Origin of the sequence: Sporosarcina sp. BI001-red, from assembly GCF_003384035.1 — a bacterium.
Taxonomy (GTDB): Bacteria; Bacillota; Bacilli; order Bacillales_A; family Planococcaceae; genus Sporosarcina.
On sequence record NZ_QQAK01000002.1, the window covers coordinates 1 to 24,764 of the forward strand.

At 43.7% G+C, this 24,764-nt stretch carries 26 protein-coding genes; 1 reads left to right on the forward strand and 25 read right to left on the reverse strand.

Features of this window, described 5'->3' with window-relative positions:
• Positions 1 to 142, forward strand: a 142-nt coding sequence (locus DVB69_RS00465; RefSeq protein ID WP_199562779.1) for a transposase, incomplete at its 5' end; no start/stop codon positions are given.
• A 780-nt stretch (positions 143 to 922) separates the two neighbouring features.
• Here the strand turns inward: DVB69_RS00465 and DVB69_RS00470 are convergent.
• The 25 genes from DVB69_RS00470 to metG all read right to left on the reverse strand — a co-directional run bounded on the left by DVB69_RS00470 (position 923) and on the right by metG (position 24,101).
• Positions 923 to 1,348 (reverse strand): S1 domain-containing RNA-binding protein, encoded by a 426-nt coding sequence (locus DVB69_RS00470; protein WP_116015496.1) that lies wholly within the window; start codon positions 1,346 to 1,348, stop codon positions 923 to 925.
• 129 nt (positions 1,349 to 1,477) lie between these two features.
• Entirely contained in the window at positions 1,478 to 1,897 is a 420-nt protein-coding gene (locus tag DVB69_RS00475; protein ID WP_116015498.1) for an FtsB family cell division protein, read from the reverse strand.
• A 56-nt stretch (positions 1,898 to 1,953) separates the two neighbouring features.
• A complete protein-coding gene (yabQ, locus tag DVB69_RS00480; RefSeq protein ID WP_116015500.1) occupies positions 1,954 to 2,421 on the reverse strand; it encodes a spore cortex biosynthesis protein YabQ in 468 nt (155 codons plus the stop codon).
• A complete protein-coding gene (gene yabP, locus DVB69_RS00485; RefSeq protein ID WP_116015502.1) occupies positions 2,418 to 2,714 on the reverse strand; it encodes a sporulation protein YabP in 297 nt (98 codons plus the stop codon). The genes yabQ and yabP overlap by 4 nt, the downstream gene beginning before the upstream one ends.
• An 85-nt stretch (positions 2,715 to 2,799) precedes the next feature.
• The gene (locus tag DVB69_RS00490; protein WP_116015504.1) at positions 2,800 to 3,090 is read right to left on the reverse strand and encodes an RNA-binding S4 domain-containing protein; all 291 of its coding nucleotides are present in this window, start codon (positions 3,088 to 3,090) and stop codon (positions 2,800 to 2,802) included.
• Position 3,091: 1 nt separating this feature from the next.
• Positions 3,092 to 4,549 (reverse strand): bifunctional methyltransferase/pyrophosphohydrolase YabN, encoded by a 1,458-nt coding sequence (gene yabN / locus DVB69_RS00495; RefSeq protein WP_116015506.1) that lies wholly within the window; start codon positions 4,547 to 4,549, stop codon positions 3,092 to 3,094.
• 4 nt (positions 4,550 to 4,553) lie between these two features.
• Positions 4,554 to 6,143, reverse strand: a complete 1,590-nt coding sequence (locus DVB69_RS00500) for a putative polysaccharide biosynthesis protein (protein ID WP_116015508.1) — start codon at positions 6,141 to 6,143, stop codon at positions 4,554 to 4,556.
• Between the two features lie 123 nt (positions 6,144 to 6,266).
• Complete coding sequence (spoVT, locus tag DVB69_RS00505) at positions 6,267 to 6,803, reverse strand: stage V sporulation protein T (RefSeq protein WP_116015510.1); 537 nt, start codon at positions 6,801 to 6,803, stop codon at positions 6,267 to 6,269.
• A gap of 82 nt (positions 6,804 to 6,885) precedes the next feature.
• Entirely contained in the window at positions 6,886 to 10,419 is a 3,534-nt protein-coding gene (mfd, locus tag DVB69_RS00510) for a transcription-repair coupling factor (RefSeq protein WP_116015512.1), read from the reverse strand.
• An 80-nt stretch (positions 10,420 to 10,499) separates the two neighbouring features.
• Positions 10,500 to 10,727, reverse strand: a complete 228-nt coding sequence (locus DVB69_RS00515) for an anti-sigma-F factor Fin (RefSeq protein WP_116015514.1) — start codon at positions 10,725 to 10,727, stop codon at positions 10,500 to 10,502.
• A 56-nt stretch (positions 10,728 to 10,783) separates the two neighbouring features.
• On the reverse strand, positions 10,784 to 11,347 hold the full coding sequence (gene pth / locus DVB69_RS00520) for an aminoacyl-tRNA hydrolase (protein ID WP_116015516.1): 564 nt from the start codon (positions 11,345 to 11,347) through the stop codon (positions 10,784 to 10,786).
• A 75-nt stretch (positions 11,348 to 11,422) separates the two neighbouring features.
• On the reverse strand, positions 11,423 to 12,061 hold the full coding sequence (locus DVB69_RS00525; RefSeq protein WP_116015518.1) for a 50S ribosomal protein L25/general stress protein Ctc: 639 nt from the start codon (positions 12,059 to 12,061) through the stop codon (positions 11,423 to 11,425).
• Between the two features lie 104 nt (positions 12,062 to 12,165).
• The gene (locus DVB69_RS00530; RefSeq protein WP_116015520.1) at positions 12,166 to 13,125 is read right to left on the reverse strand and encodes a ribose-phosphate diphosphokinase; all 960 of its coding nucleotides are present in this window, start codon (positions 13,123 to 13,125) and stop codon (positions 12,166 to 12,168) included.
• A 15-nt stretch (positions 13,126 to 13,140) separates the two neighbouring features.
• Entirely contained in the window at positions 13,141 to 14,514 is a 1,374-nt protein-coding gene (gene glmU, locus DVB69_RS00535) for a bifunctional UDP-N-acetylglucosamine diphosphorylase/glucosamine-1-phosphate N-acetyltransferase GlmU (protein ID WP_116015522.1), read from the reverse strand.
• A 197-nt stretch (positions 14,515 to 14,711) separates the two neighbouring features.
• On the reverse strand, positions 14,712 to 14,996 hold the full coding sequence (gene spoVG, locus DVB69_RS00540; RefSeq protein ID WP_116015524.1) for a septation regulator SpoVG: 285 nt from the start codon (positions 14,994 to 14,996) through the stop codon (positions 14,712 to 14,714).
• A 147-nt stretch (positions 14,997 to 15,143) separates the two neighbouring features.
• Complete coding sequence (locus DVB69_RS00545; RefSeq protein ID WP_116015526.1) at positions 15,144 to 15,521, reverse strand: RidA family protein; 378 nt, start codon at positions 15,519 to 15,521, stop codon at positions 15,144 to 15,146.
• The gene (purR, locus tag DVB69_RS00550) at positions 15,518 to 16,351 is read right to left on the reverse strand and encodes a pur operon repressor (protein ID WP_116015528.1); all 834 of its coding nucleotides are present in this window, start codon (positions 16,349 to 16,351) and stop codon (positions 15,518 to 15,520) included. Before purR ends, DVB69_RS00545 begins: the two co-directional genes overlap by 4 nt.
• A gap of 58 nt (positions 16,352 to 16,409) precedes the next feature.
• On the reverse strand, positions 16,410 to 17,273 hold the full coding sequence (gene ispE, locus DVB69_RS00555; protein WP_116015622.1) for a 4-(cytidine 5'-diphospho)-2-C-methyl-D-erythritol kinase: 864 nt from the start codon (positions 17,271 to 17,273) through the stop codon (positions 16,410 to 16,412).
• Positions 17,274 to 17,464: 191 nt separating this feature from the next.
• Entirely contained in the window at positions 17,465 to 17,650 is a 186-nt protein-coding gene (locus DVB69_RS00560; protein ID WP_025783695.1) for a small, acid-soluble spore protein, alpha/beta type, read from the reverse strand.
• Between the two features lie 125 nt (positions 17,651 to 17,775).
• On the reverse strand, positions 17,776 to 18,042 hold the full coding sequence (gene veg, locus DVB69_RS00565) for a biofilm formation stimulator Veg (protein WP_025783693.1): 267 nt from the start codon (positions 18,040 to 18,042) through the stop codon (positions 17,776 to 17,778).
• A 163-nt stretch (positions 18,043 to 18,205) separates the two neighbouring features.
• Positions 18,206 to 19,096, reverse strand: coding sequence for a 16S rRNA (adenine(1518)-N(6)/adenine(1519)-N(6))-dimethyltransferase RsmA (rsmA, locus tag DVB69_RS00570; RefSeq protein WP_116015530.1), 891 nt, complete (start codon positions 19,094 to 19,096; stop codon positions 18,206 to 18,208).
• Positions 19,090 to 19,650: a ribonuclease M5 gene (gene rnmV, locus DVB69_RS00575; RefSeq protein ID WP_116015532.1), complete on the reverse strand. Its 561-nt coding sequence runs from the start codon at positions 19,648 to 19,650 to the stop codon at positions 19,090 to 19,092. The genes rsmA and rnmV overlap by 7 nt, the downstream gene beginning before the upstream one ends.
• 206 nt (positions 19,651 to 19,856) lie before the next feature.
• Complete coding sequence (locus DVB69_RS00580) at positions 19,857 to 21,107, reverse strand: resuscitation-promoting factor (protein WP_116015534.1); 1,251 nt, start codon at positions 21,105 to 21,107, stop codon at positions 19,857 to 19,859.
• 135 nt (positions 21,108 to 21,242) lie between these two features.
• Entirely contained in the window at positions 21,243 to 22,010 is a 768-nt protein-coding gene (locus tag DVB69_RS00585) for a TatD family hydrolase (protein ID WP_116015536.1), read from the reverse strand.
• 123 nt (positions 22,011 to 22,133) lie between these two features.
• A complete protein-coding gene (metG, locus tag DVB69_RS00590) occupies positions 22,134 to 24,101 on the reverse strand; it encodes a methionine--tRNA ligase (RefSeq protein ID WP_116015538.1) in 1,968 nt (655 codons plus the stop codon).
• Positions 24,102 to 24,764 lie beyond the last annotated feature (663 nt).

A 24,764-nucleotide genomic window follows, 5' to 3' on the forward strand; every position in this document is an offset into this window, starting at 1 on the left:
GGAAATCCGCAGACGCGAGAAGGTGATCGGTATCTTCCCAAACACCCAGTCCGCCTTCCGCCTCATTGGCGCAACATTGATGAGCTATACCAAAACCAATGCCAATTGGAACAGGAAACTATTTACGGAAAAGAAATCGTAAGCCGTCTGACAACCTAAGCAACTTGACACGGAGCCTCTGCGGGCATGACTCCCAAGCCAGGAAATCCAGCACATAAGGTTGGCTTTTTCGGCCGAGCCTATCATGCCCGCCCCTCCATGTAAAGTTGCGAGCAGTCGAATCGATGACCGCCAGGTAGAGTTTATAACCATCTGAACTTATGCGCTGAAAACAAATCCAGGAATTTACACAATACTTAGGACTTGACTCATAAATCTCGGATTGTGCTCATAAGCTCTCCATAACGCTCATAAATCTCGGATTGTGCTCATAAACTCCCCGTAACGCTCATAAATCTCCGAATGTGCTCATAAGCTTTCCGTAACTGCTCATAAATCTCCGAATGTGCTCATAAATTCACCTTTCCACTTATAAAGCCCCTCCTATGTACCGATTCGCGTTCCCAATCAGTTAATTTACATCTTCTGACACTAAGAAGGAATTATTCATCACAATCGTGAGTTTCCCAATCACTTCTATGAATTTCCGCGATATGATACTGAATTTCTTGATAACAAGACACAATCCAACTGCCATAAAAGACTAATTGGTAGCGCTTCGCTTGTTTTTCAGCAAGAATCCATTGCATCAGCTATTAAAAATGCGCACTACTGGAACCTCAGTCAGATTCAGTATTCCTCTTTTTAACACAACAAAAAAGCTGAGTATGCGCGACGCACATCCTCAGCTTTTATCTATAAAACATTTTTTCCTGCATTGAAACAGCTTAACAGGGTCGTTTCCAACCGTTATAAAGCGTTTTTAGCCTCTACGCGCTCCGCGACCTCCGCGTTTCGACTCAGTTGCTCGCTTAAGTGTCGTTAGATTTTCTTCACTTTCCTTCATGAATTTCGCCATTTTCGTTTCGAAATTCTCAGGACGCTCTGGAGGACGTCCCGCTCCCTGACGAGGGCGTGACGGTCGCTGCGGGCGCTGCGGCCGTTGTTCCGATTCCGGTTTTGCTTTCCGGATCGACAAACCAATCTTGCCATCAGAACCGACGTTCATGACTTTCACTTCTACCATGTCGCCGACTTTTAAATGGTCATTAATATCTTTGACGTAGTTATCTGCCACTTCACTGATGTGGACGAGTCCTGTTACGCCGGTCGGCAATTCAACGAATGCCCCAAAATTTGTAATCCCTGTCACTTTACCCTCTAACTTGCTGCCTACTTCAATTGACATAAAAAAAATGCTCCTCCTTAGTATTTAAGCGGGCTCCCATTTCGGAAGCCTAGCAACCGTTTTTACGGGTCTTGCCTGCGCAAGATTCCTACTTTCATTATATCCAACAAAAAAAGAGTGTCAATAAGACTACTCTTTTCCGTCGTCTTTTTTGTTTAATTTTTTCTTCCCTTCTGGAAGAGAGAAGATGATTTCGTTCTTGTTCGAAACGAAGTATTCCTTACGTGCGAGCTTGGCAATGTACTCTTCGTCATCCAGTTTCAACAACTGATTCTTCAGTTGTTCCTGTTCACTAGTTTTTACCGCAAGCTGTTCGATCAGTTCCTGTTTTTCTTGTTGTTTTGAGGCCAACATTTTTTTCTGCTGGTGATTGTAGCTCGCAATGCCCCCGAATGTGACCACAATAATTATTGCAAAAATAAGTAGCTTCACTTTAAGCCGCTTCTTTTGCTTGCGTCGCCAGTCCTCTTTTCGTTGCATGGAGCGGACATATTCAGTTTCAATTGATGCAACCGATGAGGAAGTGAACTTCCTAGCCTTTTGCTCCATCTCCTGCACATCCCCTCAATTACAATTTTACAGATATCTTAATTATATAGTATACCTTACTTTGGGTTTTTTTTGAAGTGATATCTGAAGAATCTATGATAGATGAATCGAAAGGGCTGGGATAGGAGCAAAATAAGTGCACGAATCACTCGGAATACATATCTGATGAACCAGAATATTATCTGAAAAACTAATAGGACTGGACGGATGAGCAAGGCAATAATAATTCTCCCTAAGAGTCTAAAAGGTCTGTGGAATACTGTCGCATACAACAATAACCCTGATAGCTGGGCCAGCGGGTCGTACATCCGCCACGCCCCATCTCGAAAAAAGAACAATACAGCAAATGCGAAGCATCCCGCAAGTAACCATCCAAATGTTTCAAGCCAAATCGCTCTTCTGCGAATAATGGAGGCCTTCCCTGTATTGGCAATACCCGTACCAAGCATATCCATGAATGCACCTGCGATGATTCCTGTTCCCATCATTGCAAGCAAGCTCACAAACTGCGCGGATATGCTCATCCGAACAATTTATGGAGGAAATTACGTGAACCCGTCTCTTCTTCATCGTACTGAAGCGTGGCAACGGTGCCTTCGAGTGTGAGAAGTCCCTTGTCCACATCCAAGTGAACGATGCGTAATTCTTCTCCTTTAATGGTAAGCATTCCTTGCGACGTGCGGACTAAGAACTCTTCTTGGTCAAACCGGTCGATTGTTTTAACAGATGTAAGATCCATTCGTTTACGGTTCCGCATGGTCACGACGTGATCACCGGATGGAATTGTGTAAGCTGGGCTTTCAGTTTGAATTTGCATAGTCTGTCCCCCTGTCTGATTTGTACACTGCCATCCTATGCACAGGCAACAAAAAACATGACAGGAAGTTTCCTGTCATGTTTAATCAGTCTTGGTCATCCACAAACTCCGGATCCACTTTTTCAAGTTTTTCTTCTTTTATAATTGCATACATCATCGTAGCATCTTCTTTTTTCGTAGATGCCTTCAACTCGTTCACCTTAACCGTAACGATCTTTTGGCCGAAGCGGATTGCAAGTTCATTCCCCGGTGCAACGTCTGATGATGCTTTTGCTACTTTTCCATCAATTGTAATCCGACCTTGGTCAGCTACTTGTTTCGCAAGAGTTCTACGTTTAATTAACCGTGACACTTTTAAAAATTTATCAAGTCTCATCCTAGTTTCCTCCTTTACGCTTTGCTTGTTGCCAAAATTCTTCGAGTTCATCCACTGTATAATTATCAAACGAACCACGACCTGCTGATACAGAACGTTCAATATAAGAAAAACGAGTATTGAATTTCTGATTGGCGTGTTGCATCGCTTCCTCGGGTGACAATTTTAAAAATCGCGCGATGTTCACAAGTGTGAAAAAGACATCTCCCAGCTCATCTGTCCGTGAATCCTGGGTTCCATTTGCCACCTCGTCTTTGAATTCTTGCCATTCTTCTTCGAACTTATCGAACGCCCCCGCAACATCCGGCCAGTCAAACCCGACTCGCGCTGCAGCTTTTTGGAAGTTGAAGGACGTCAAAAGTGACGAACTGGACAACGCTTGTCCGTCAAGCAATGAATCCCTCTTCGGTTTCTCTTCACTCTTAATGTCTTGCCAGTTTTTCAAGACTTCATCAGAATCCGCGACTTCAATTTCTCCAAATACGTGCGGATGCCTGCGAATCATTTTGTCGCCAACTGCTTGCAAGATGTCCTCCATTGTGAAGTATCCATCATCCTCACCAATTTGGGCATGTAAGAATACTTGCAACAACACATCGCCAAGTTCTTCAACTATATCGTTATCATCTTCACGGTCAATGGCGTCCAACACTTCATGTGCTTCTTCAATCATATACCGCTTCAACGATTCATGCGTCTGCTCACGGTCCCACGGACACCCTTCAGGACTCCGCAGTTTTGCAATAATCTCGCGGAATGTCTGCCATTCTTTCAAACGCTCTGTCTGCTCGACAACAGGCGGTACGTAAACCGTCGTTAAATTATCTATACGCGTTTCCCGGTCCAGTTCAACAAGTGGCACGGTACGCACTTCTTCAGCTGAGGTCCCTGCAGCCGTCACAATCGTGACCGGATGATCCACTGCATACTTCTCCAGTAACGTTAACTTCACATCCGATGCAACAAAAGCGTCATATACTTGGCCGATCAGTACGTGCTGACGCATTTGCACATCGTCTGGACGTAATTCAGTACCGTCTACTAGTTGAAACCCTTCAATAGGATCAATTCTGAGTGCAGCAAATATCGGATCTAGGAAGCTATTCCCTCCTGCAATGTCGAGTACAGCCTGCCCCGCCTTCTCCCGCTCAATGAGCAATTGAACCGTTCGCTCAGCAACGAGCGGATGACCAGGTACTGCATACGTGATTGCCTTTTCTTCCGCCATCTTCAATAATCGCTCTACGATTTCATCATAAACCGCTTCAAACGCGTCTTGGGATTCATACACACTGTCAAAACTCGTCATTTGAACGCCTTCAGATTTCAATTCATCCACCGCTGGATGCTGATCTGTGCGGACAATCAGTGTCTGAGCAGCTTTAAGTTTCCGATAAACTCCAACGGACAGCTGATCCAGTTCACCTGAACCTAGTCCTACAATTGTAATTGGATACATGCCATCACCTTCTCTTTTTCGTCAGTAATAATTGTATACGTGCCAATCTTCTTCCGAATGGTAGTAAGTACCAATCCTTTTCTGCCAGGATGCGTGTCTTCATAACAATGATAAGGAACACGAGTGCGCCTAACACCACTGCAGGAAACGCAGACAGTGCTGCCACTGACCTTGAGCCAGTGTCCTGGGTGAACGTGTTACTTATAGTTAACCACAACTCGACAACAACAATCATTGCACCCGTTGCAAGTAAAATCCACCCGTAAAAACGTCGGGGGGCAAGCCGATTCGGCCAAGCCCTTTTAAAGTAGATGAGCAATCCCGCTGCTGTTACTGCAAAGCCCATGTTGCCAGCAAATGCGGCGCCTGTTATTCCATAAGGTGGAACAAGCAAGACGTTCGCGACAATTTTCACCCCGAGTCCACCGAGGAGTAGCATCGCTGGGACTTTACCGGAACCTGCACCTTGCAAGATTGCACATAATGGTAAGATTAGCGACAGCCAGAAGATCTGTACACAATAAACAGCAAGTGCGAATGATCCTTCGTTCGTTTCAAACAGCAACACATTCACTTGAGGTATTAATAAAGCAAGTCCAACAGCCGCTGCCCAACCAAACAAAATGGCTACACGGTACGTCAGTTGAACAAACCCCCAGGCATTGCGCCCTCCCGATTTCACAGTATGGTGTGCTATGAGCGGAACAATTGCCATTGCAAGCGTTGTTGCAATTAGACTGCCGAGCTGTACAAGCGGTTGTCCCCGGTCGTAAACCCCTTTTCCCGTCATTGCGACTTCTTCATGTACACCGGAGCTTGTCAATAAATTCAAGATCGTAAACGCATCCGCCATCTGATATAGCAGTAAAATAAGTGAACTCGCACTGATGCTTAAACTGACCCGTGTGAGTTCCTTAATTACTCTTCTTTTGTCGATAGCTACAACAGGTCCTCTCCGTGTTTTACGGCTCCATAACACAAGTAACACGACACCCGCCGTCTGCCCGACGACGGCTCCCCAGACAGCTATGGTTCCAGTTTCGTATAACGAAGCACCTGATTGAACCGCTATCCAAGTACCGATTAATATAACCGCAACACGTATCCCCTGCTCACCCACACCAGAAACAGCGATTGGTATCATTTCTCCACGTGATTGGAAGGTTCCTTTAAATACAGCGAGAAATGGCATGACGAGCAGTACATATGCACCGGTCCGTAACAAGGGTGCTAATTCAGAGTCTCCCATGAGAGAGGCGATTAGGGACGCTCCTGAGAAGAGAGAGACGAAAGCGATAATACTTAGCACACCTAAATATACAAAAGATAATTTTAAAATGGCACGACGTTCTTCAGGAAGTTGCGTACTTGCCAGTAACTTGGAAATTGCTACTGCCGCTCCATACGTTGTCCAGATGATGAAAATCCCGATAAAAGGATACACTTGTTGATAAATATAAAATCCTTTGTCTCCGACAAGATTTTGAAAGGGTACACGATAGACAGCCCCAAGTAACTTTACAATCAGTGCAGATATCGTTAAGATCGAGGCCCCTTTCATGAATGTCTTCATATTCCATTCCGATGCGGCCATACTGAATCCTCTTTCGTCTTGTAGATGCTGTCTATTATACCATTCGAAGCTTGAAACGACAGCATGACAATATACGCACAAAAAAACCTGCACATCCCGATATTCTCAGGTTGTGCAGGTGCATTACTGTTCCATTTGTTTTGCCAAAAAAAGTGCCGCGGTTTCTGCTGTTTTCTGTTCCGCTTCACCAATAAAATGGACTTTCGAAAGAAGGTAAATGGCACCAATCGTATCACCGTTCACTACAATCGGCGTAACACAATACGATTTTACGTGTTCTGTTTGCCCAGGAACCCATTCAACGGTTTTCTCCATCTTTTCAGTGATCATTGTACGTTTGGTTAACATCTCTTCTGCATCTGCGGAGATTTGGCGATTCATGTAGTCTTTTTTCGCAAGTCCCGCTACAGCGATCACTTCATCCCGATCACTTATGAGTGCCGGAGTACCGAGTGTTTGATAAAGGGTTTCTGCATATTCTACCGCAAACTGGCCGAGCTCTGAAATTGGGGAGTACTTCTTCAAAATCACTTCCCCATCACGGTCCGTAAAAATTTCAAGTGGATCTCCTTCACGTATCCGAAGTGTACGTCTAATCTCTTTCGGGATGACCACTCTTCCTAAGTCATCGATTCTGCGGACGATACCGGTTGCCTTCATGCATGATGCCTCACTTTCCATATGAAATCCGCGCTACGGTTTCAGTATGGTTCATACATGGGCATTTTATGCAGAGGTGGCTCTATCCGACATCCACTTCCTTTATTTTTTTCGATGCACCTTGTAAAAGACGCATAATCGCCTCAAGTATATCAAATTCAGTTTGTTTTCCAAGTTGCCGATCATCGATTGTAATAAGTAAGCTTCCATTGTCCATCGTGAAACCTACGGCACGCCCGAAACTCAACGTTTCTGACACAAGTCTCGCTCCATCTATTAGTGCAGTTCCTTCAGGTGAGAATCGTATCTCGATGACGGTTTGCCGTTTCTTAATGGAAACAACGCCTGCGGCTTTCCCCCAAGCCTTTATTCGACCGACACGAAGCAGTAATTCAGCTTCAAATGGAAGGTCCCCAAAGCGGTCTGTCATTTCATCCCACAGTTCGTTAAAATCTTCTTCTGCTTCAATTGCTTTGACACGTTTGTACATCTGGATTTTCTGATACCCATCATTAATAAAGGTATCCGGTAAATAGGCGTTGATTGGGAGTGAAATTTCCAGATCTGGGCGGTCCTCTTTAGAAATACCCGTTTGTTTCTCCTCAACCGCGTCTTGCAACATTTGAGAGTACAAGTCAAACCCGACAGAGTCGATGAATCCGTGTTGTTGGGATCCAAGTAAATTTCCTGCCCCTCGAATGGACAAATCACGCATAGCAATTTTAAAACCTGAACCCAGTTCCGTGAACTCTTTTATCGCTTGCAGTCGGTTTTCCGCAACTTCCGTTAGCACTTTGTCGCGTTCATATAGGAAATACGCGTACGCCACGCGATTCGAACGTCCAACGCGCCCTCTTAGCTGATACAACTGGGAGAGTCCCATTCGATCTGCATTGTGTACAAGCAAGGTATTCACATTCGGGATATCCATTCCCGTTTCTATAATCGTTGTTGTGACGAGAACGTCGTATTCACCCTCTATGAAACTAAGAATGACTTCTTCCAAAGCCGCTTCCCCCATTTGACCATGGGCAAATCCGACACGAGCTTCAGGAACAAGCTGACGTATTTCATCGACCTTCTTCGCCATATCTTCCACTCGGTTATACAGGTAGAAAACCTGTCCTCCTCGAGACATCTCACGTTCTATCGCTTCACGTGTGAGTGCGAGGTTATTTTCCATGACATACGTTTGTACAGGAAAACGATTCGCTGGTGGGGTTTCAATGATGGAAAGATCCCGCACCCCGATCATCGACATGTGCAATGTCCGCGGAATAGGTGTTGCGGTTAACGTTAAGACATCGACATTCGTCTTCAGCTGTTTCAGTTTTTCTTTATGTGTGACACCGAAACGCTGCTCTTCATCGACAATTAGCAGTCCCAGATCTTGATAGGTTACATCTTTAGATAGCAATCGATGCGTTCCTACGACAACGTCGATCGTTCCATTTTTCAGTCCCTTTTTCGTTTCCGTTTGCTGTTTCTTGGAACGGAAGCGATTTAACAATGATACTTCTAATGGAAAGTCTGCGAATCTTGCCTTCATAGTCTCATAGTGCTGCTGCGCTAAAATGGTTGTCGGTACTAGGAATGCAACTTGTTTGCCGTCTGAAACTGCTTTGAAAGCAGCTCGAATCGCAACTTCCGTTTTTCCATAGCCAACGTCTCCACACAACAGCCGATCCATTGGCCGTTCCTTTTCCATATCTTGCTTCACTTCCACAATCGAGCGGAGCTGATCTTCCGTTTCCTCATAAGGAAACGCATTTTCAAACGAATGCTGAAGATCATCATCCTCAGAAAACGCATAGCCTTTTTGAGCTTCACGTTCTGCGTAAAGCTTAATAAGGTCATCTGCAATATCTTTTACCGCAGCAGTAACTTTTGTTTTCGTCTTCTTCCACTCGGCTCCGCCTAGTTTATGAAGTTTCGGCTCCTTATCACCAGAGGCAACATACTTTTGGATTAAGTCGATTTGATCCGCAGGGACAAACAGCTTGTCTTCGCCGCGGTACCGAATATCAAGATAGTCTTTACTGATTCCGCTGACTTCTAATGTGACGACTCCATAGTACTTACCTATACCATGATTGACGTGAACGATGTAATCACCAGGTTGGATTTCCGAGTAATTCTTAATTCGTTCAGCATTCGATGCCTTTTGTGGACGTGTCTTACGCTTCGGTTTCCCTTTAAAAAGTTCTCCGTCCGTAATAGCGGCAAGACGGTGCAGTGGAAGTTCAAAGCCTGCGTGCAGACTGCCATCTACTACAGTGATCATGCCTTCTTTTGTCGCAGCTCCGTTCTCTGTCGCATCAATATCATAGTCTTGCAAAATAGAGTGAACCTGATCCACACGTTCCTTCCCTTCTGCAAGGATGAATACATTGAACTTGCTGTGCTGCCAACGTTCCATTTCGGATTTCAACAGATTCATTTGACCGTGGAACTGCTGCATGGGTTTGCATGAATACGAGATGATTTCCTTCACCGTAATTCCGGGCAAACTTCTTGTGAATAACGACATGTAAATCATTTTGGTATTCAACGCAGCATGGGCTTCGATAAATGAAACAGATAGCTTAGCATCATGGACAATCTTTCCTTCTTCCAATAACGACATGCGCCATTCTTCTTCATCCTTTTCAAGAGTTGCTGCTGTTTCTTGTATGCGATTGATTTCATCAAATACGACAAGTGCATTTTCCGGAAAATAGCTACCTAGCTCTGCTACTTGGTCTCCTGCAAACCCGGCGTACTTCACCATATGCTCCGGCTGCACACCAGCCCTCATCAGTTCGATATCTCCTGATATTGAAAGCAATAAGTTCTCTTTTACGAGCTCGTCTTTCACTTTCTTCAAACTTTTAGAAAGAGCGCCTTCAAGCTTGTCTGCAATCTGCTGGAGATCTTCTGCAGACCAAGTGAACTCGGTTGCAGGTAAGAGTGTCAGCTGATCTAGTTTTCCTGTAGAGCGCTGATCTTCAGCCGAAAACGTTCGTATAGAATCGATATCTGTATCAAACAGCTCAATCCGTACAGGATCTTCCGTTGTGAGTGGATAGACATCCAAAATGCCACCGCGCAAAGCAAATTCGCCCGGTGCTGTCACCATGTCCTGACGAGTATATCCCATACTCATCAGGCGCTGGAGCCAATCACTTGTTTCAATTGAGTCCCCAATCGCAGCAGATAATGTACTGCTTTCCCATCTTTCCTTGGTAGGAACAATTTTTTTCAACCCTGCAACAGGCGTGATATAAATACCCTCTGCATGTTTTGCCAAATGATTCAGTGTATCGATACGTCCAGCACGGAGTTCGAAGCTGGCAAAAGCAAAATCTGCAGCGACTAGCTCCTCTGCTGGATATAAATGGACGTAATTTTCGCCTAACAGCTTAACAAGATCTTCGTATGTACGCTGCGCTTGCAACATATTCGGCGAGACAATGAGCATTGGACAGCTGGTTTCTTGTTGCAGTGTTTGGAAAAGGAGCGTCTTCGCACCACCCGTTAGTCCCGTTAGCAATTGCCGGTCGTGTCCTTGTTTCAGTTCGCTCGTCAACCGCTCAACTTCTGAAGTTGTTTTGTAGTAGCTTAGTAGTGAATCCATTCGAATCCGTCCCTTTCTCCATGAAATGGATAAGCACAAAAAGCTTTGCACACCCGCAAAAGGTGCCAAAGCCAGGCTTCTTATTGAAGCCACTTATCTACTGTGTAGTAATTCGGAGACGCATGCATCGAACACTCGCACTGTTCGCAAATACAACGAACTTCGAGTCCTCCTTGATGAGTCACTTCGACAAAGCGCTCCTGGTTTGTTTCGTCAGCCTTTAGTAATTCACGGATCGTTTCCTCGACGGATGCGAACGGAATTGAACCAATCTCTGTTTGGCAATGTTTACAGCGATAAGAAATCACCCATCAGACCGCCTCTCTTTTTGTACAAGTATAGGCAGGTATGGGCGGACTTATGCTTAAGCCCCGTTATATTCGTTCATAATCTCAAGAAAAGGTCGTTCTTTCCATGCACGACAAGCAGACGCGCTTCTTTCCACAGCTTCTTGAATCATCGGCTGTTCGTCTTTGCTGAATGCACCTAATACATAATCCGCGACACTCATAGGTCCATCAGGTCTACCCACACCAATGCGAATCCTATTGAATTCGTTAGTTCCTAAATGGGCAATCAATGACTTCATACCGTTATGACCACCAGCGCCACCTTTTTCGCGAAGGCGTAGCTTACCCGGTGTGAGATCCAGATCATCATAAATAACGACAATCTCGTCATCGTTCACTTCGTAATAGTCCATAAGAGGACGCACACATTCACCGGACAGGTTCATATAGGTTAATGGTTTTACGAGCATGACTTTTTCTGTTCCTATATGCACAGTGGTAATCATTCCATTGAACTTCGTTTGCATTGTGGGTGCGTTCAGTTGTTCTGCTAACAAGTCGATTGCTTGGAACCCGACATTATGACGGGTTGATGTATATTGTTTGCCCGGATTTCCGAGCCCAATTATCATTTTCATCTAATTACTCACTTTCTTTGAAAAAAATCAGCAAACGAAAAAACAAGCGCACGGGGTGCCGTGCGCTCTTTGTGATTATTCCTTGTCTCCGTCTTTCTCGTTTACAACTTCAGGTTCTACAGTTTGACTAGCAGTCTCTTCATCAAGTGCTTCTAGTTCCTCTTCTGTCCGTGGGGCAGAAATGAGGACGACTGTTTCTTCATCTTCGTTCAGGATTTCATACTTCGCGCCTGCGCGTAAGTCTGAAATTTGAATCGCTTCACCAACATCTAATTTAGATACATCTACATTGATGTGCTCTGGAATATCAGAAGGCTTCGCTTTCACTTTCACTTCCCAAAGTGGCTGTTGAACAACGCCGCCAGCTTTTTCCCCAACGGACTCTCCCGTTAAGTGAATTGTAACGTCTACTTCGAGCTCTTCAGACATATTGATTGATAAAAAGTCTGCGTGCTCGACTTTTCCTGTTAATACGTCTGCCTGATAATCACTCAGCATAACGTCCACTTTTTTTCCACCCACATCTAATTTAAACGCCCCATTACGACCATGTTCTTGAATAATTTTAATAAGGTCACGTTCTTCAACAGTGATGGAAGTTGAATCTGTTTTAAAACCGTATACGACGGAAGGAACTTTTCCTTCTTGGCGTAATTGACGCAATGCTGATTGTGGTGCTGTTTCTCGTTTTTCTGACTGTAATGCTGTACTCATATGTTTAGTCCCCTTTTTAAATAAAGTTTTCTTACATAGTAAATACCCGCTACCAGACGTTCCAAAACATTTCACGCGCAATCATAGTCATCTTTGGTGCCGGCTCAGTCGAATAATGTGCTCACTGACTTCTCTTCAAATACGCGAACAATCGCATCTCCCATAAGTTTTGCAACGGATAGCTGCTTGATTTTGGGTGAATTTTTGTCTTCCGGAAGTTCAATAGTATTCGTGATTACCAATTCTTTAATCTGTGAGTCATTAATGCGTTGAATAGCTGGTCCAGATAATACTGGGTGTGTACAACATGCATAGACTTCTGTCGCTCCACTTTCGATAATGGCTTTTGCACCCGCAGTGATTGTACCCGCTGTGTCAATGATGTCATCGATTAGAATTGCGATTTTACCATCTACCTGCCCGACAATGTTCATGACTTCACTGACATTTGGCTTTGGACGACGCTTGTCGATAATTGCAATCGGAGCTTTCAGACGATCCGCCATCTTACGAGCTCGTGTCACTCCACCATGGTCTGGGGATACGATAACGATATCGTCACCTTTGAATCCTTGGTTCTTGAAGTAATCAGAAAGCAAAGGTACCGCAACCAAGTGATCAATCGGGATGTCGAAGAAGCCTTGGATTTGTGGCGCATGAAGATCCATTGCAATTACGCGATCCGCTCCAGCTTTTTCAAGCAAGTTTGCAACGAGTTTTGCTGTAATTGGCTCACGAGAACGGGCTTTACGGTCTTGACGCGCATAGCCGTAGTAAGGCATAACGACGTTGATCGTACGAGCAGATGCTCTGCGCAATGCGTCGATCATAATTAGGAGTTCCATTAGGTTGTCATTGACGGGATTCGATGTCGACTGAATGACGAATACATCGCAGCCACGGATACTTTCTTCGATGTTAATTTGAACTTCCCCATCACTAAAACGTTTTACAGAGCATTCACCAAGTGGTCTACCGATAACCTCAGCTACCTCTTTTGCTAAAGGTTCGTTTGCGTTTAAAGTAAAAAGTTTAAGTTTGTGATTCGGATACTGATTGCCCATGATGGACCTCCTGTTTTATCGTTTAGAGTTTAGTTTCGTTGCATATCCTTCTTTGTTCTCTTGGCGAGCACGTGCTATTGCAAGAGCGTTTTCCGGTACATCTTTAGTGACAGTTGAACCAGCAGCGACGTAGGAGCCTTTCCCTACTTTGACTGGTGCTACTAAATTCGAGTTACAACCGATGAATGCTTCATCTTCAATTGTTGTTTTGAACTTATTTTTACCATCGTAGTTTACTGTAATAGAGCCACAGCCAATATTGACGGCAGAACCTACTTCAGCATCCCCAATATAGCTAAGGTGGGAAACTTTACTTCCCCGACCAAATGTTGATTTCTTAATCTCGACAAAATTACCGACTTTCACATGATCCCCGAGATCTGTGTCTGGACGGATATGGGCGAACGGACCAACCGTCGTATCCGATCCAATTTTGCTTGACTTGACTACGGATGAATGAATCGATGTCCGATTACTTACTTCACTGTCTATAATGTGGCTATTGGGTCCAATCGTACATTCTTCACCAATCTTACTACGACCTTCAATAATTGTTCCAGGTTGAAGGACCGTATCACGACCAATGACAGCATCTGAACTAATGACGGTAGTTTCAGGAGCAATGATAGTCACTCCATTTCGCATGTGCTTTTCAGCAATACGATGACGCATGACATTCTCCGCTTGCGCAAGTACAACTCGATCATTGACTCCAAGTGTCTCGCTGAAATCATCTGATACATGCGCTCCGATTAGCGCTCCTTCAGATTGAAGGATACCCATTACATCCGGTAAGTAGTATTCACCTTGTGCATTATCGTTCTTCACTTTTTTTAGCGCTTCAAAAAGGGCACGGTTATCGAAACAATACGTCCCTGTGTTGATTTCAGTGACTGCTTGTTCTACAGGCGTTGCATCCTTTTGTTCCACATTGCGAAGCACTTCGCCTTGTTCTCCACGTATAATTCTACCGTATCCAGTAGGATTATCCGCAATTGCAGTGAGAATAGTCGCTTTTGCCCCAAGCTCTTTGTGCTTGCGAACTAGTGCATCCATTGTTTCAGATCGGATAAGCGGTGTATCCCCACAAATAACGAGTGTTGTCCCTTCCAATTCACCTAGAAGCGTTTCTGCTTGCTGAACTGCATGTGCTGTTCCTAGTTGTTCTGCTTGAAGGACGTATTCACTTTTTTGACCCAGCGTCTCTTCAACGAGTTCGGCCCCATGTCCAACGATTGTTACTACTCGATCTGCCCCAATACCTTTTACATGGTCAATTACGTGTTCAACCATAGGTTTACCGCAGACTGGGTGAAGCACTTTATATAAATTGGATTTCATGCGTGTGCCTTGACCAGCCGCCAAAACAATTGCATATGTATGTGTCATGAGCCGTCCCCCATCTATATTTTCATATATGACTATAGCTGAGTGGGTGGGATTTTTCAACTATTCCTACTTGACAAGTCGATGTCATTATTCTATTATTGATGTCTTTTTTCTATACGATATTGATAGAAATCGCATGTAAAGAGCCGCTGCTCAAAATAGCAGCGGCTCTGTGACAATTCATCGACATATTTCTTTCATACAGTTACTTCTTCTAAAACAGGTTCTTTTTCTTCTGAAAAATAAGCTTCTAAAACGGCATCTTGGATTTTTGTTCGTGATGTTGGATTGATAGGGTGTGCCACGTCACGAAACTCACCATCTGGCGTTCGTTTGCTTGGCATTGCTACAAAAAGACCATCATTTCCTTCAATAATCCGTATGTCATGCACAACAAATTCCTCGTCAAATGTAATAGAAGCGATTGCGCGCATTCTTCCATTGGTTTCAATCTTTCGTAAGCGAACATTAGTAACTTGCATACTCGTTCCCATTCCCCTTTCTCGAAAACTGTATGCAGTACACATTCTACAAAACTTTCAAGATTCCTTTATGTAAATTTAAATTTTTCCGATTATTTAAAATTCCCTTGATTACAAAAAACGTCCCCCTTAAGGGAACGCCTAATGTTACTCCGCCGCAACCGCGACCACTTCAATCTCAACTTTCACGTCTTTCGGAAGACGTGCCACTTCCACTGTTGAACGAGCTGGTGTGTGATCTCCGAAATGCTTTGCATATACTTCGTTAAGTGCCCCGAACTCATTCATGTCTTTAATGAAAACCGTAGCTTTGACTACTTGATTTAGAGATGACTTTGCCTCTGCAAGAACTGCTTTCAAGTTTTCAAAAACTTGGTTTGTCTGTTCTTCTATTGTCGCGCCGGCAACTTCTCCGTCTGTGTTTAGCGGGATTTGTCCAGACGTGTAAACCAACCCATTTACTTTTACTGCTTGTGCATAGGGTCCAATCGCTTTCGGTGCTTGTTCAGTCGCTACATAGTTCATCTTTCATCTCCACCTTCCAAAAAGTAGTTTCCATCTTCCAATTCGATTGTTCGATCTCGCTCATTCACTTTACATAACTTCACGAGTGAACGATAGTTCTCGATAAGGACCTCTTCTGTGTGTTCAGACTCAACAAGTACGGCAGCACCGGCCAATTCACAATCAAATTCTTCAACTAGATGGCGCATGCCGAGCATCGTTCCTCCGGCTTTCATGAAGTCATCCGTCACTAAGACCCGCTGTCCGCTCTTCATACTGCGCTTGGACAAGACCATCGTTTGGATTCTCCGTGTCGATCCGGAAACATAATTAATACTCACGGTCGATCCTTCTGTCACTTTACTATCTCGTCTTACTATCACGACAGGAACATTCAAATGACGGGCAATTGCTTGGGCAATTGGGATCCCCTTCGTTGCTACTGTCATAATAACATCAATGCCGTGATCTGCAAAAGCCGATGCAAACACTCTTCCCACCTTATCCATCAGTTGTGGGTTGCCGAGTAAATCAGTCATATATAAGTATCCTCCCGGCAATAACCGGTCTGAGTGACTCAATTCTTCAATCATTTGTGCGATCACCTCTCGCACCGCTCGATCAGACACTAGCGGAATATATTTCACACCGCCGGCGGCTCCAGAAACTGTCATTAGTTTACCGGTTCCGCTTTCTTCAAATGTCTCTTTAATAATCGTCAGGTCTTCACTGATTGATGATTTTGCTGCCTGAAAACGTTCTGCAAAAACCGTTAGCGGGATGAGTTGGTGAGGGTTCTCCAACAGATGGCGTGTCATCTCAACGAGACGTTCACTCCTCTTCCACTTCATGTCCAACAACTCCTAAAACCCGAATATTATAAGTTCAGACTACCACAATTGTCCGTTTTCAAGCAAGATTGTTACGCTCTCCCATCATCCGGACAGCATATACTTCTGGACAGAATCCTTTCAGTCCGTTATAAATTCGTGCCACTTGGGATTCATGTTGCACGAGTCCGAACACTGTTGGACCACTTCCACTCATCAGTACTGTGTCCGCTCCAAACTTCAACATTTGTTCTTTCAATACGCTCACTTGAGGATGAAGACGCATTGTGACTGGTTCCAATGCATTTCCTACCTTCTTGCACAACGTTTCATAGTCGGATGAAGCGAGTGCATTCATCATGCCAGCTGTGTCAGGATGTTCGATACTTTGGATATCCAAACCACCATAAATGTCCGCAGTCGACACTGATATAGGAGGCTTCGCTAGGACCACCCAACAATTTGGTGGAACAGATAAGTGTTGGATTTGCTCTCCACGACCGGAAGCAAGAGCCGTTCCACCATACACACAAAACGGAATGTCCGAACCAATACTTGCGCCGAGCACTGCTAGCTCGTCCAACGAAAGTCCAAGGTTCCACATTCTATTCAATCCTCGCAAAGTCGCGGCTGCATCAGAACTACCCCCTGCCAAGCCCGCTGCTACCGGAACGTTTTTGTCGAGAGTGATTTCAACACCACTTCGGATATCGAATTTCTTGCGTAAAATGTCCGCTGCCTGCCAAGCCAAATTACGTCTATCATTCGGTACAAACCGTTCCGAAGAGTGGATAGTAATGCCACGATCTAAAGGTTTTAGCCAAATACGATCTGCCAGGTCTACTGTCGTCATAATCATTTCAACTTCATGAAAACCGTCCGGACGTTTTTGTAGGACATCGAGCGTTAAATTTATTTTAGCTGGCGCTTTTTCAGATATCATACTCATCTGGCTGCCTCCATTCAAACTTCATTGCTCACTATTTTACCATAGGCGGTTATAAAATTGCCTAGATTCGATAAAAAAACCATGTAGAAACAAAAAAAGAGCTGTGCACAGCACACAGTGTGCGTAGCAACAGCCCGTTTTGTCAGCCATTCGTTGGATTTGGGTCATACAGGGTTGACTGAACATTATTGCGGTCTGTCTTTATCCGCCATTCCTTGTCCTGCCATCTCAATTGCGCGTTTTACCATATTTCCGGCATCTCGCGATTTGATGCCGCCCCAACCTTCACGTTGAACTACATCGTAAAATCCAAGTTCTTTTGCAATTTCTTCTTTTAATTGCTCAGACATTACGCCGTTTCTTCTCGCCATTTAGGTTTCCTCCTTCTTGGCTGACACGTGTAGTATGAACATTAACTACAAAAAAACACCTTCCAACTTTCAAACGAAAGTTGGAAGGTGTTTTGTTTAAAAATAAATCAAAAATGATAAAAGTGCTATTTAATCTCAAACGCTGTGGTGTCTCCACCGTCCAGTATCGTTATTTCAACTGCTTCAGTTAAAATATCCGCATAGCTGTATGATACCCGTTCAAAAGCATTTTCGTCCTGATCAAGTTCCACTACAAATACTGCACGATACGTGTCACGAAGGATTCCAGCTCTTTCGATCGTTTTTTTACGACCGCCGTTTGCACGAAGGTGCAGACGTTTTCCTAAGTGGGCATCCAATGACTTTTTAATGTCCGCTAATGTTTTTGGCACGTCGCTTCCACCTCACTGTATACAATCATAACACAGTTAAAAAGTTCTGTCAATTAAAATTTAAATTTTAACAGGTTTAATTCCGCTTTGTCAATCCTTTTGTAGAAAGTTTTCATCTTTCGACATTCTTTTTTTCTTAAAATAGTCATAACTATAAGATGTCTTATTTTTCGCTTCTTCCAAACTCTTCATACAGAACATTCGACAGGTTTGCAAATTCCTCGATGGAGAGCGTCTCTCCCCTTCTAATCGGATCGATGCCTGCTTTAGCAAGCGCTTCTAGGATTGCTTCCTTCTTTGCTTTCCCTTGAGGGAGAGAAGTTTGTAAGTTGTTTAAAATGGTTTTCCGTCGCTGGACGAACGATCCTCTTGCCACTTTAAAAAGAAACTCTTCATCGATAACCGAAGCTGGCGGTTCTGTTTTTCTAGACAATCGAAGGACAGCTGACTCCACATTCGGTTGTGGCATAAAGACAGTTCTTGGGACAATCATCGCGACTTCCGCATCCATATAATACTGAATTGCAATGGAAAGGGACCCATACGCTTTTGTCCCCGGAACGGCAGTAATACGATCTGCAACTTCGTGTTGCATCATGATAACCATTCGCTCAATCGGGACTTTGCCCATCAAAAACTTCATAATAATCGGCGTTGTCACGTAGTAAGGGAGGTTTGCGACCACAGTCACTTCGTCAACATCCGAGAAATGTTCTTCGATTGCTGCATTCAAATCGACGTCGAGTATGTCTTGATGAATGACTAATACATTAGAGTAGGGTGACAGCGTGTCCTCTAAAACCGGCAACAAACGATCGTCAATTTCGTATGCAACTACTTTTCCTGCAGCACGAGCGATGTGTTCTGTCAGTGCTCCAATTCCTGGTCCGATTTCGATGACTCCAGATTTCTTATCAATACCGGCATGATAAATGATATTTTTTAATATATTGGGGTCAATCAAAAAGTTCTGCCCTAAACTCTTTTTAAAGGAAAAACCGTGTTTCTCCAGTATTTCTTTTGTTCGCCCAGGGGTTGCGATGTCTTTCACCATTCTTGTTCCTCCTCGTCTATCGTTAATAACGCCTGCATGAGTGTAGCTTCACTAATCCGAAACATGGTAAGCCGTTTTTGTAATCCCTTGCCATTCACTTGACCAATTTGTAAGAGTTCACTCAATCGATCACGTCGTTTTTTAGCTTCAGGATGCCCAATTAATCGTGCTTCAATTAGTAGATCGCGTGGTGTTTCTTCTATTGTAGTTGTATCGACTGTATAGACGGCTTGAAGGGCATTGCGAATGTCTTCATCCGTAGCGTGCTCGATTCCAACTTTCTTTCCATTTTTCGCAATCGCGCGATCTCTCGTTAAGAACGCGTGTTTGACATCTGGAATTTGTTGTTCAATGATTGCCCGAATTCTTCTTCCGGGATAGTCGGGATCCGTAAAAACGATAACGCCACGTGTTTGTTGAGCGTGACGAATTTTAATAAGTGCTTCCTGACCGACCGCTGAGCCGTTAGTTTCAATTGTGTCTGCGCCAGTCGCCCGTTGTATGGCAATCGTGTCGGACTTCCCTTCGACTACAATGACTTCTTTTATATCCACTGTATTCCTCTTTCCTGCAAGGTATGATCATACGTGCTTTTGGTTCCTGTTTCAGACAGATGCTTTTCTGAAAACAATTCTTCTTCAATTCTAACGGCTGCGTGAGCTGTTGTACAGAATACGTCTATGACCGCAACAATCCGCACGGCTTAAATCTAGCCATGCGGATTGTTGGATACTGATTATATGGACTGTGCGTAGTGCTATCAGTTTAATACTTTGACTTTTACTTGACGTCTACCGAACTGTCGGGCAGCCGCGTCACTCGGCACGTGCAAGTCGATGCGGTTGCCTTTAATAGCACCACCCGTATCCCCTGCAACTGCGTAGCCATAGCCTTCCACCCATACTTTTGAACCGAGCGGAATAATACTCGGATCTACTGCAATTACTTTTAAGCTTGGATTGGCACTTAAGTTAATGCCAGTAGCTGTAACTCCACTACACCCCGTACAATGTGCTGTATAAGCAGTTGCATTCATATACATCACTTTACCAGACTCACTTCCATTTCCACGTGAAACACTCGTCTTACTCGAAGAGGCCGTCTTCACAGTAGATGGTTTCGGTGACGCACTCGCAAGTGCCACTTTCGAACCTACAGAAACTACTTTAGCTTTTGGATGTGCGACAACGTGCTCACGGATGAGCTTACGTGATACTTCTTTCCCGTTCTCCGTGACGATTTCGAATCTCTTTCTGACTTTCCCATTTTCACCTTCTCGGACCACTTTTTCTCGTCCTTTCAGCAAACTATTGTCAGAACGTTTTTTCACGTCAAAATTCGTCGTCTCTTCCACTACATCGGTGACCTTTTCCACACGAACAATCGAGATAACAGATTTCGGAAGCAATAATTGCTCCTGGTCGCCCTCTACCCGATCCAATTCACTTAGTTGGATGTTTTCGTTCTTTAAAAGGTCAGCGACCGTAGTCGAAGTGGACCACACTTTTGTAGACTGCTTTCCGTCTTTCAACGTAACTTGGAAAGCTTTATCGATTGTAATTTCACTTTTCTTCTCAACTTTACTATCTAAACTTGGTTCAACTAAATCATGATCCGCCAGTTCAACTCCAGCTTCTTCCAGTACTTCTTTAACTGTAGATTTTGTTGTCCAGATTGTTGTCGAGTCGTTATTCATATTTATTGCAACGGGGTTCGCCTGTTTCCAATCAATCGCCATTCCATCTTTGATGGACGTTGTTGCTGAGGGTGAGATTGCGTCGTGTGACCCAATCTCTATATCACGCTGTGCCAGTACATCTCCTACTGTTTTTGCGTGTGTTTTAAATTCCACTGTTTTGCCACCCGCTCCAAGCGTGACGTTCTTCTTCGTGCCTTCATAGACAACAAGAGAAAGAACAGTAATAAAAATCGCAAGAATTGCAGTCCCAGCCACGATTTTATGTATCCTCGATGATTGAAAGTATCGGTTTCCCATGGTTCGTTTCGTCATGAAAAATTCTCCTCCTTATTCACTCGGCTGATTATATAGACTCAATTTCACGCTGTCAACTGATCTAACCTTCCCGCATAGAAATGCCGGAAGTCCCCTTCTTGCATGGAAAGGGCACTTCTTCCGGCAACAAAGTCAGTTGATGGAAAATAATTTCATTGCGTTTTGAGTAGTAGTTTTAGCTACTTCTTCGAGTGATATTCCTTTTAGTTCAGCGATTTGTTGTGCAACAAGGGCAACAAATGCAGGTTCGTTTCTTTTACCACGGTGTGGATGAGGGGCAAGGTACGGTGCGTCTGTTTCGACAAGTAAGTACTCTAGAGGTATGTCAGTTGCAACTTGTTTCGGCATCTTGGCGTTTTTGAAGGTCACTGGGCCACCAAGAGAAATCATGAAGTTCATCTCTATGCATTGTTTAGCAGTTTCTACACTTCCGCTAAAGCAGTGCATAATGCCACCCGTAATTCCTGCTTCTTCTTCTTGTAAGATCTTTACGACATCTGCTGTGGCATCTCGATTATGAATGATTATCGGTAACTCCACTTTTTGAGCAAGTCGTATTTGCTTTCGAAATAGTTCTTGTTGGATATCTTTCGGTGATTTGTCCCAATGATAGTCGAGTCCGGTTTCTCCGATTCCCACAACTTTTGGATGTGCAGCTAACTCTTCGATCCATTTCAAGTCTTCTTCAGTACAATCGATTGCATCAACTGGATGCCAACCCACCACTGCGTATATAAAGCTATGTTTTTCAGAAAGCTCCATTGCTCTGGTAATGGTGGGGCGGTCAAATCCAACGACTACCATCCGCTCAACACCTGCGTCAATCGCTCGTTGGATAACTTGGTCTATGTCTTGTTCATACTGTTCATCATTTAAATGGACATGTGTATCTATTAACATTTCATTCGCCTCACATAAGTTATAGTGTACTGCCTTGTCTTTACACCAACATCGCAGTTTCATTACAAAACTGTTACAAACAAAAGACAGCAGCGGCTCTCCGAAGAAAGCCGCTGCCCTATATTATTTCACTCGTGACCCATTTGCAAGAGATGCGTCTGCTGTTGCAAGTTTTAACACACCGTCTGAAGTACCCGCTAAAATCATCCCCTGGGACCATTCCCCACGTAATTTAACAGGTTTCAAGTTTGCTACGACTATTACTTTTTGTCCCACTAATTGGGCAGGTTCATAATGTTCAGCAATGCCTGAAACAACTTGACGTTGCTCGTAACCGAGGTCAACTTGTAGCTTCAACAATTTATCCGCTTTCGGTATTTTCTCACAAGCGGTTACCGTTGCAATCCTCAAATCGATGGCATTGAATGCATCAATTGTAATTTCAGGGGATTCCACCACCGACTTTTCTTCCTTAGGTTCTTCTTTTTCTGCTTCTTTAGGAGCCGTAACGGCCATTTGCTCTTTAATGTACTGGATTTCAACTTCATTATCCAGTCTAGGGAAGATCGGTACACCCTTTTCAATCACTTTCGTGTTTTCTGGTATGGTGTTGAAATCGCCTAACGTATCCCAAGCCAATCGCGAATCGTCCAATCCGAGTTGTTGTATGATCTTTTTCGGTGACTCGGGCATGAAAGGTTGCAACATGATCGCGATATGGCGCAATGACTGGGCCAAGTGGACCATAACAGAGGCAAGCTTTCCGCGATCCGTCTCTTCTTTTGCAAGAACCCATGGTGTTGTTTCATCAATGTATTTATTTGTACGGGATACGAGTGCCCATAGCTCTGAAAGTACGATGCTAAACTGCATTTTTTCTAGAGACTCTTCATACTTTTGTACCGTAGACGTCATCGTAGAACGAAGACTCTCGTCAAACTCCGTTGGCTCTGCTAGTTCCACAGGCACAACACCGTCAAAGTATTTGTTGATCATCGAAATGGATCGGTTCAACAAGTTTCCTAAGTCATTCGCTAAATCGTAATTCGTTCGTTCAACGAATGATTCGGGAGAAAACGTTCCATCTTGACCAAACGGAAGTTCACGTAATAGGAAGTAACGAGTTGCGTCCAAACCAAACCGTTCAACGAGCATGTCTGGATAGACAACGTTTCCTTTAGACTTGGACATTTTACCATCCTTCATCATGATGAATCCATGTGCAAATACTTTCTTTGGCAGTGGTAAGTCTAACGCCATCAAGAAAATTGGCCAGTAAATCGTGTGGAAACGAACGATATCTTTACCAACAACTTGAACGTCAGCTGGCCAGTATTTGTTAAATAATGAGTCGTCATCTGACAAGTAGCCAAGTGACGTAATGTAATTGGTTAACGCATCCACCCATACGTAAATGACATGCTTCGGATCTCCTGGAACTTTAATGCCCCAGTCGAAGGAAACGCGTGATACGGATAAGTCTTCCAGACCCGGTTTAATGAAATTATTGATCATTTCATTTTTACGTGATTCTGGTTCTATGAATCCTGGATTGTCCTCGTAATATTGAAGGAGACGATCTGAATATTTCTTCATGTTAAAGAAATAGGATTCTTCAGCGACACGTTCTACCGGTCGACCACAATCCGGACAATTTCCATCAATTAGCTGCGCTTCAGTGAAATACGATTCACACGGAATACATTTCCAACCTTCGTATTCCCCTTTATAGATATCGCCATTATCAAGAAACTTTTGGAAAATCTTCTGGACCGCATTTTTATGACGCTCTTCTGTTGTTTGTATGAAGTCATCATACGTGATGTCCATTAGCTTCCATATACGTTTTGCGTAGTCCGCAATATCATTAACGTATTCTTGAGGAGGACGCCCTGCTTCTTCTGCTTTTTCTTGAATCTTTTGTCCGTGCTCGTCCATTCCCGTTAAGAAACGTACGTCATATCCCCGGAGTCTCTTATAACGCGCCATTGCATCGGATGCCACGGTTGTGTAAGCCGTACCGATATGGAATTTACCACTTGGGTAATAAATCGGTGTTGTAATATAAAATGTCTTTTTCTGTTCAGCCACTGCAATTCCTCCTGTACCCTTATCGATTATTTCATTTTATCGAACTTCTGAAAATATAGCTACGGTAAGGTGTGTAATGATTAGATCGATTTCATAAAAAATCTTATCTACACTAAAAGTTATGGTGTTTTTAAAATACTATTCTTGTTTTTGTAATTGGTCGTTAGCTGTACATTTATTTTCTATGGATGTTAGCAACAAATTCCCCTTTACTTCTATATATAAATATCTCCAAGTTAAAAACAGCTTATACTCCTCTTGATCAGGAAGTATAAGCTGTTTGTTAGTATTAAGATAATATAGTAGAGGACCTTCAAGTAAATAAACATTTTTCGTAGTCCTTTTTCACACGATGCAAAAGCTCAACATCTGTTAGCAGTCTATAACCAGTTGATGCCAGCACCTTTGCACCTGTAATGAATCCTTCATCTCCAACCGATGAAAATGTCTTAACCGCCTATTTAAATTCAATCATGCTTGCCCTTTCGTTTCTACTTGAAATGATTCTTTGCAGCAAAGAGCGTAGTCATCGAACTTTCTTTTAGGTGGACGAAAAAAGAGTGCTTCACTATATTATGAAACCACCTCCGTTCTTATCTTCCAAATGCATGATGCATTTGAAGGAATTGGAACAGTGTTTATATGTAATGAACTTGCTGCCTA

What these genes read in the sequence shown, in the direction of transcription:
- DVB69_RS00470 (WP_116015496.1), bottom strand. Translation starts at nt 1,348, where the DNA reads ATGTCAATTGAAGTAGGCAGCAAGTTAGAGGGTAAAGTGACAGGGATT.
- DVB69_RS00475 (WP_116015498.1), bottom strand. Translation starts at nt 1,897, where the DNA reads ATGGAGCAAAAGGCTAGGAAGTTCACTTCCTCATCGGTTGCATCAATT.
- yabQ (WP_116015500.1), bottom strand. Translation starts at nt 2,421, where the DNA reads ATGAGCATATCCGCGCAGTTTGTGAGCTTGCTTGCAATGATGGGAACA.
- yabP (WP_116015502.1), bottom strand. Translation starts at nt 2,714, where the DNA reads ATGCAAATTCAAACTGAAAGCCCAGCTTACACAATTCCATCCGGTGAT.
- DVB69_RS00490 (WP_116015504.1), bottom strand. Translation starts at nt 3,090, where the DNA reads ATGAGACTTGATAAATTTTTAAAAGTGTCACGGTTAATTAAACGTAGA.
- yabN (WP_116015506.1), bottom strand. Translation starts at nt 4,549, where the DNA reads ATGTATCCAATTACAATTGTAGGACTAGGTTCAGGTGAACTGGATCAG.
- DVB69_RS00500 (WP_116015508.1), bottom strand. Translation starts at nt 6,143, where the DNA reads ATGGCCGCATCGGAATGGAATATGAAGACATTCATGAAAGGGGCCTCG.
- spoVT (WP_116015510.1), bottom strand. Translation starts at nt 6,803, where the DNA reads ATGAAGGCAACCGGTATCGTCCGCAGAATCGATGACTTAGGAAGAGTG.
- mfd (WP_116015512.1), bottom strand. Translation starts at nt 10,419, where the DNA reads ATGGATTCACTACTAAGCTACTACAAAACAACTTCAGAAGTTGAGCGG.
- pth (WP_116015516.1), bottom strand. Translation starts at nt 11,347, where the DNA reads ATGAAAATGATAATTGGGCTCGGAAATCCGGGCAAACAATATACATCA.
- DVB69_RS00525 (WP_116015518.1), bottom strand. Translation starts at nt 12,061, where the DNA reads ATGAGTACAGCATTACAGTCAGAAAAACGAGAAACAGCACCACAATCA.
- DVB69_RS00530 (WP_116015520.1), bottom strand. Translation starts at nt 13,125, where the DNA reads ATGGGCAATCAGTATCCGAATCACAAACTTAAACTTTTTACTTTAAAC.
- glmU (WP_116015522.1), bottom strand. Translation starts at nt 14,514, where the DNA reads ATGACACATACATATGCAATTGTTTTGGCGGCTGGTCAAGGCACACGC.
- spoVG (WP_116015524.1), bottom strand. Translation starts at nt 14,996, where the DNA reads ATGCAAGTTACTAATGTTCGCTTACGAAAGATTGAAACCAATGGAAGA.
- DVB69_RS00545 (WP_116015526.1), bottom strand. Translation starts at nt 15,521, where the DNA reads ATGAACTATGTAGCGACTGAACAAGCACCGAAAGCGATTGGACCCTAT.
- purR (WP_116015528.1), bottom strand. Translation starts at nt 16,351, where the DNA reads ATGAAGTGGAAGAGGAGTGAACGTCTCGTTGAGATGACACGCCATCTG.
- ispE (WP_116015622.1), bottom strand. Translation starts at nt 17,273, where the DNA reads ATGATATCTGAAAAAGCGCCAGCTAAAATAAATTTAACGCTCGATGTC.
- DVB69_RS00560 (WP_025783695.1), bottom strand. Translation starts at nt 17,650, where the DNA reads ATGGCGAGAAGAAACGGCGTAATGTCTGAGCAATTAAAAGAAGAAATT.
- rsmA (WP_116015530.1), bottom strand. Translation starts at nt 19,096, where the DNA reads ATGGTGAAAGACATCGCAACCCCTGGGCGAACAAAAGAAATACTGGAG.
- DVB69_RS00580 (WP_116015534.1), bottom strand. Translation starts at nt 21,107, where the DNA reads ATGACGAAACGAACCATGGGAAACCGATACTTTCAATCATCGAGGATA.
- DVB69_RS00585 (WP_116015536.1), bottom strand. Translation starts at nt 22,010, where the DNA reads ATGTTAATAGATACACATGTCCATTTAAATGATGAACAGTATGAACAA.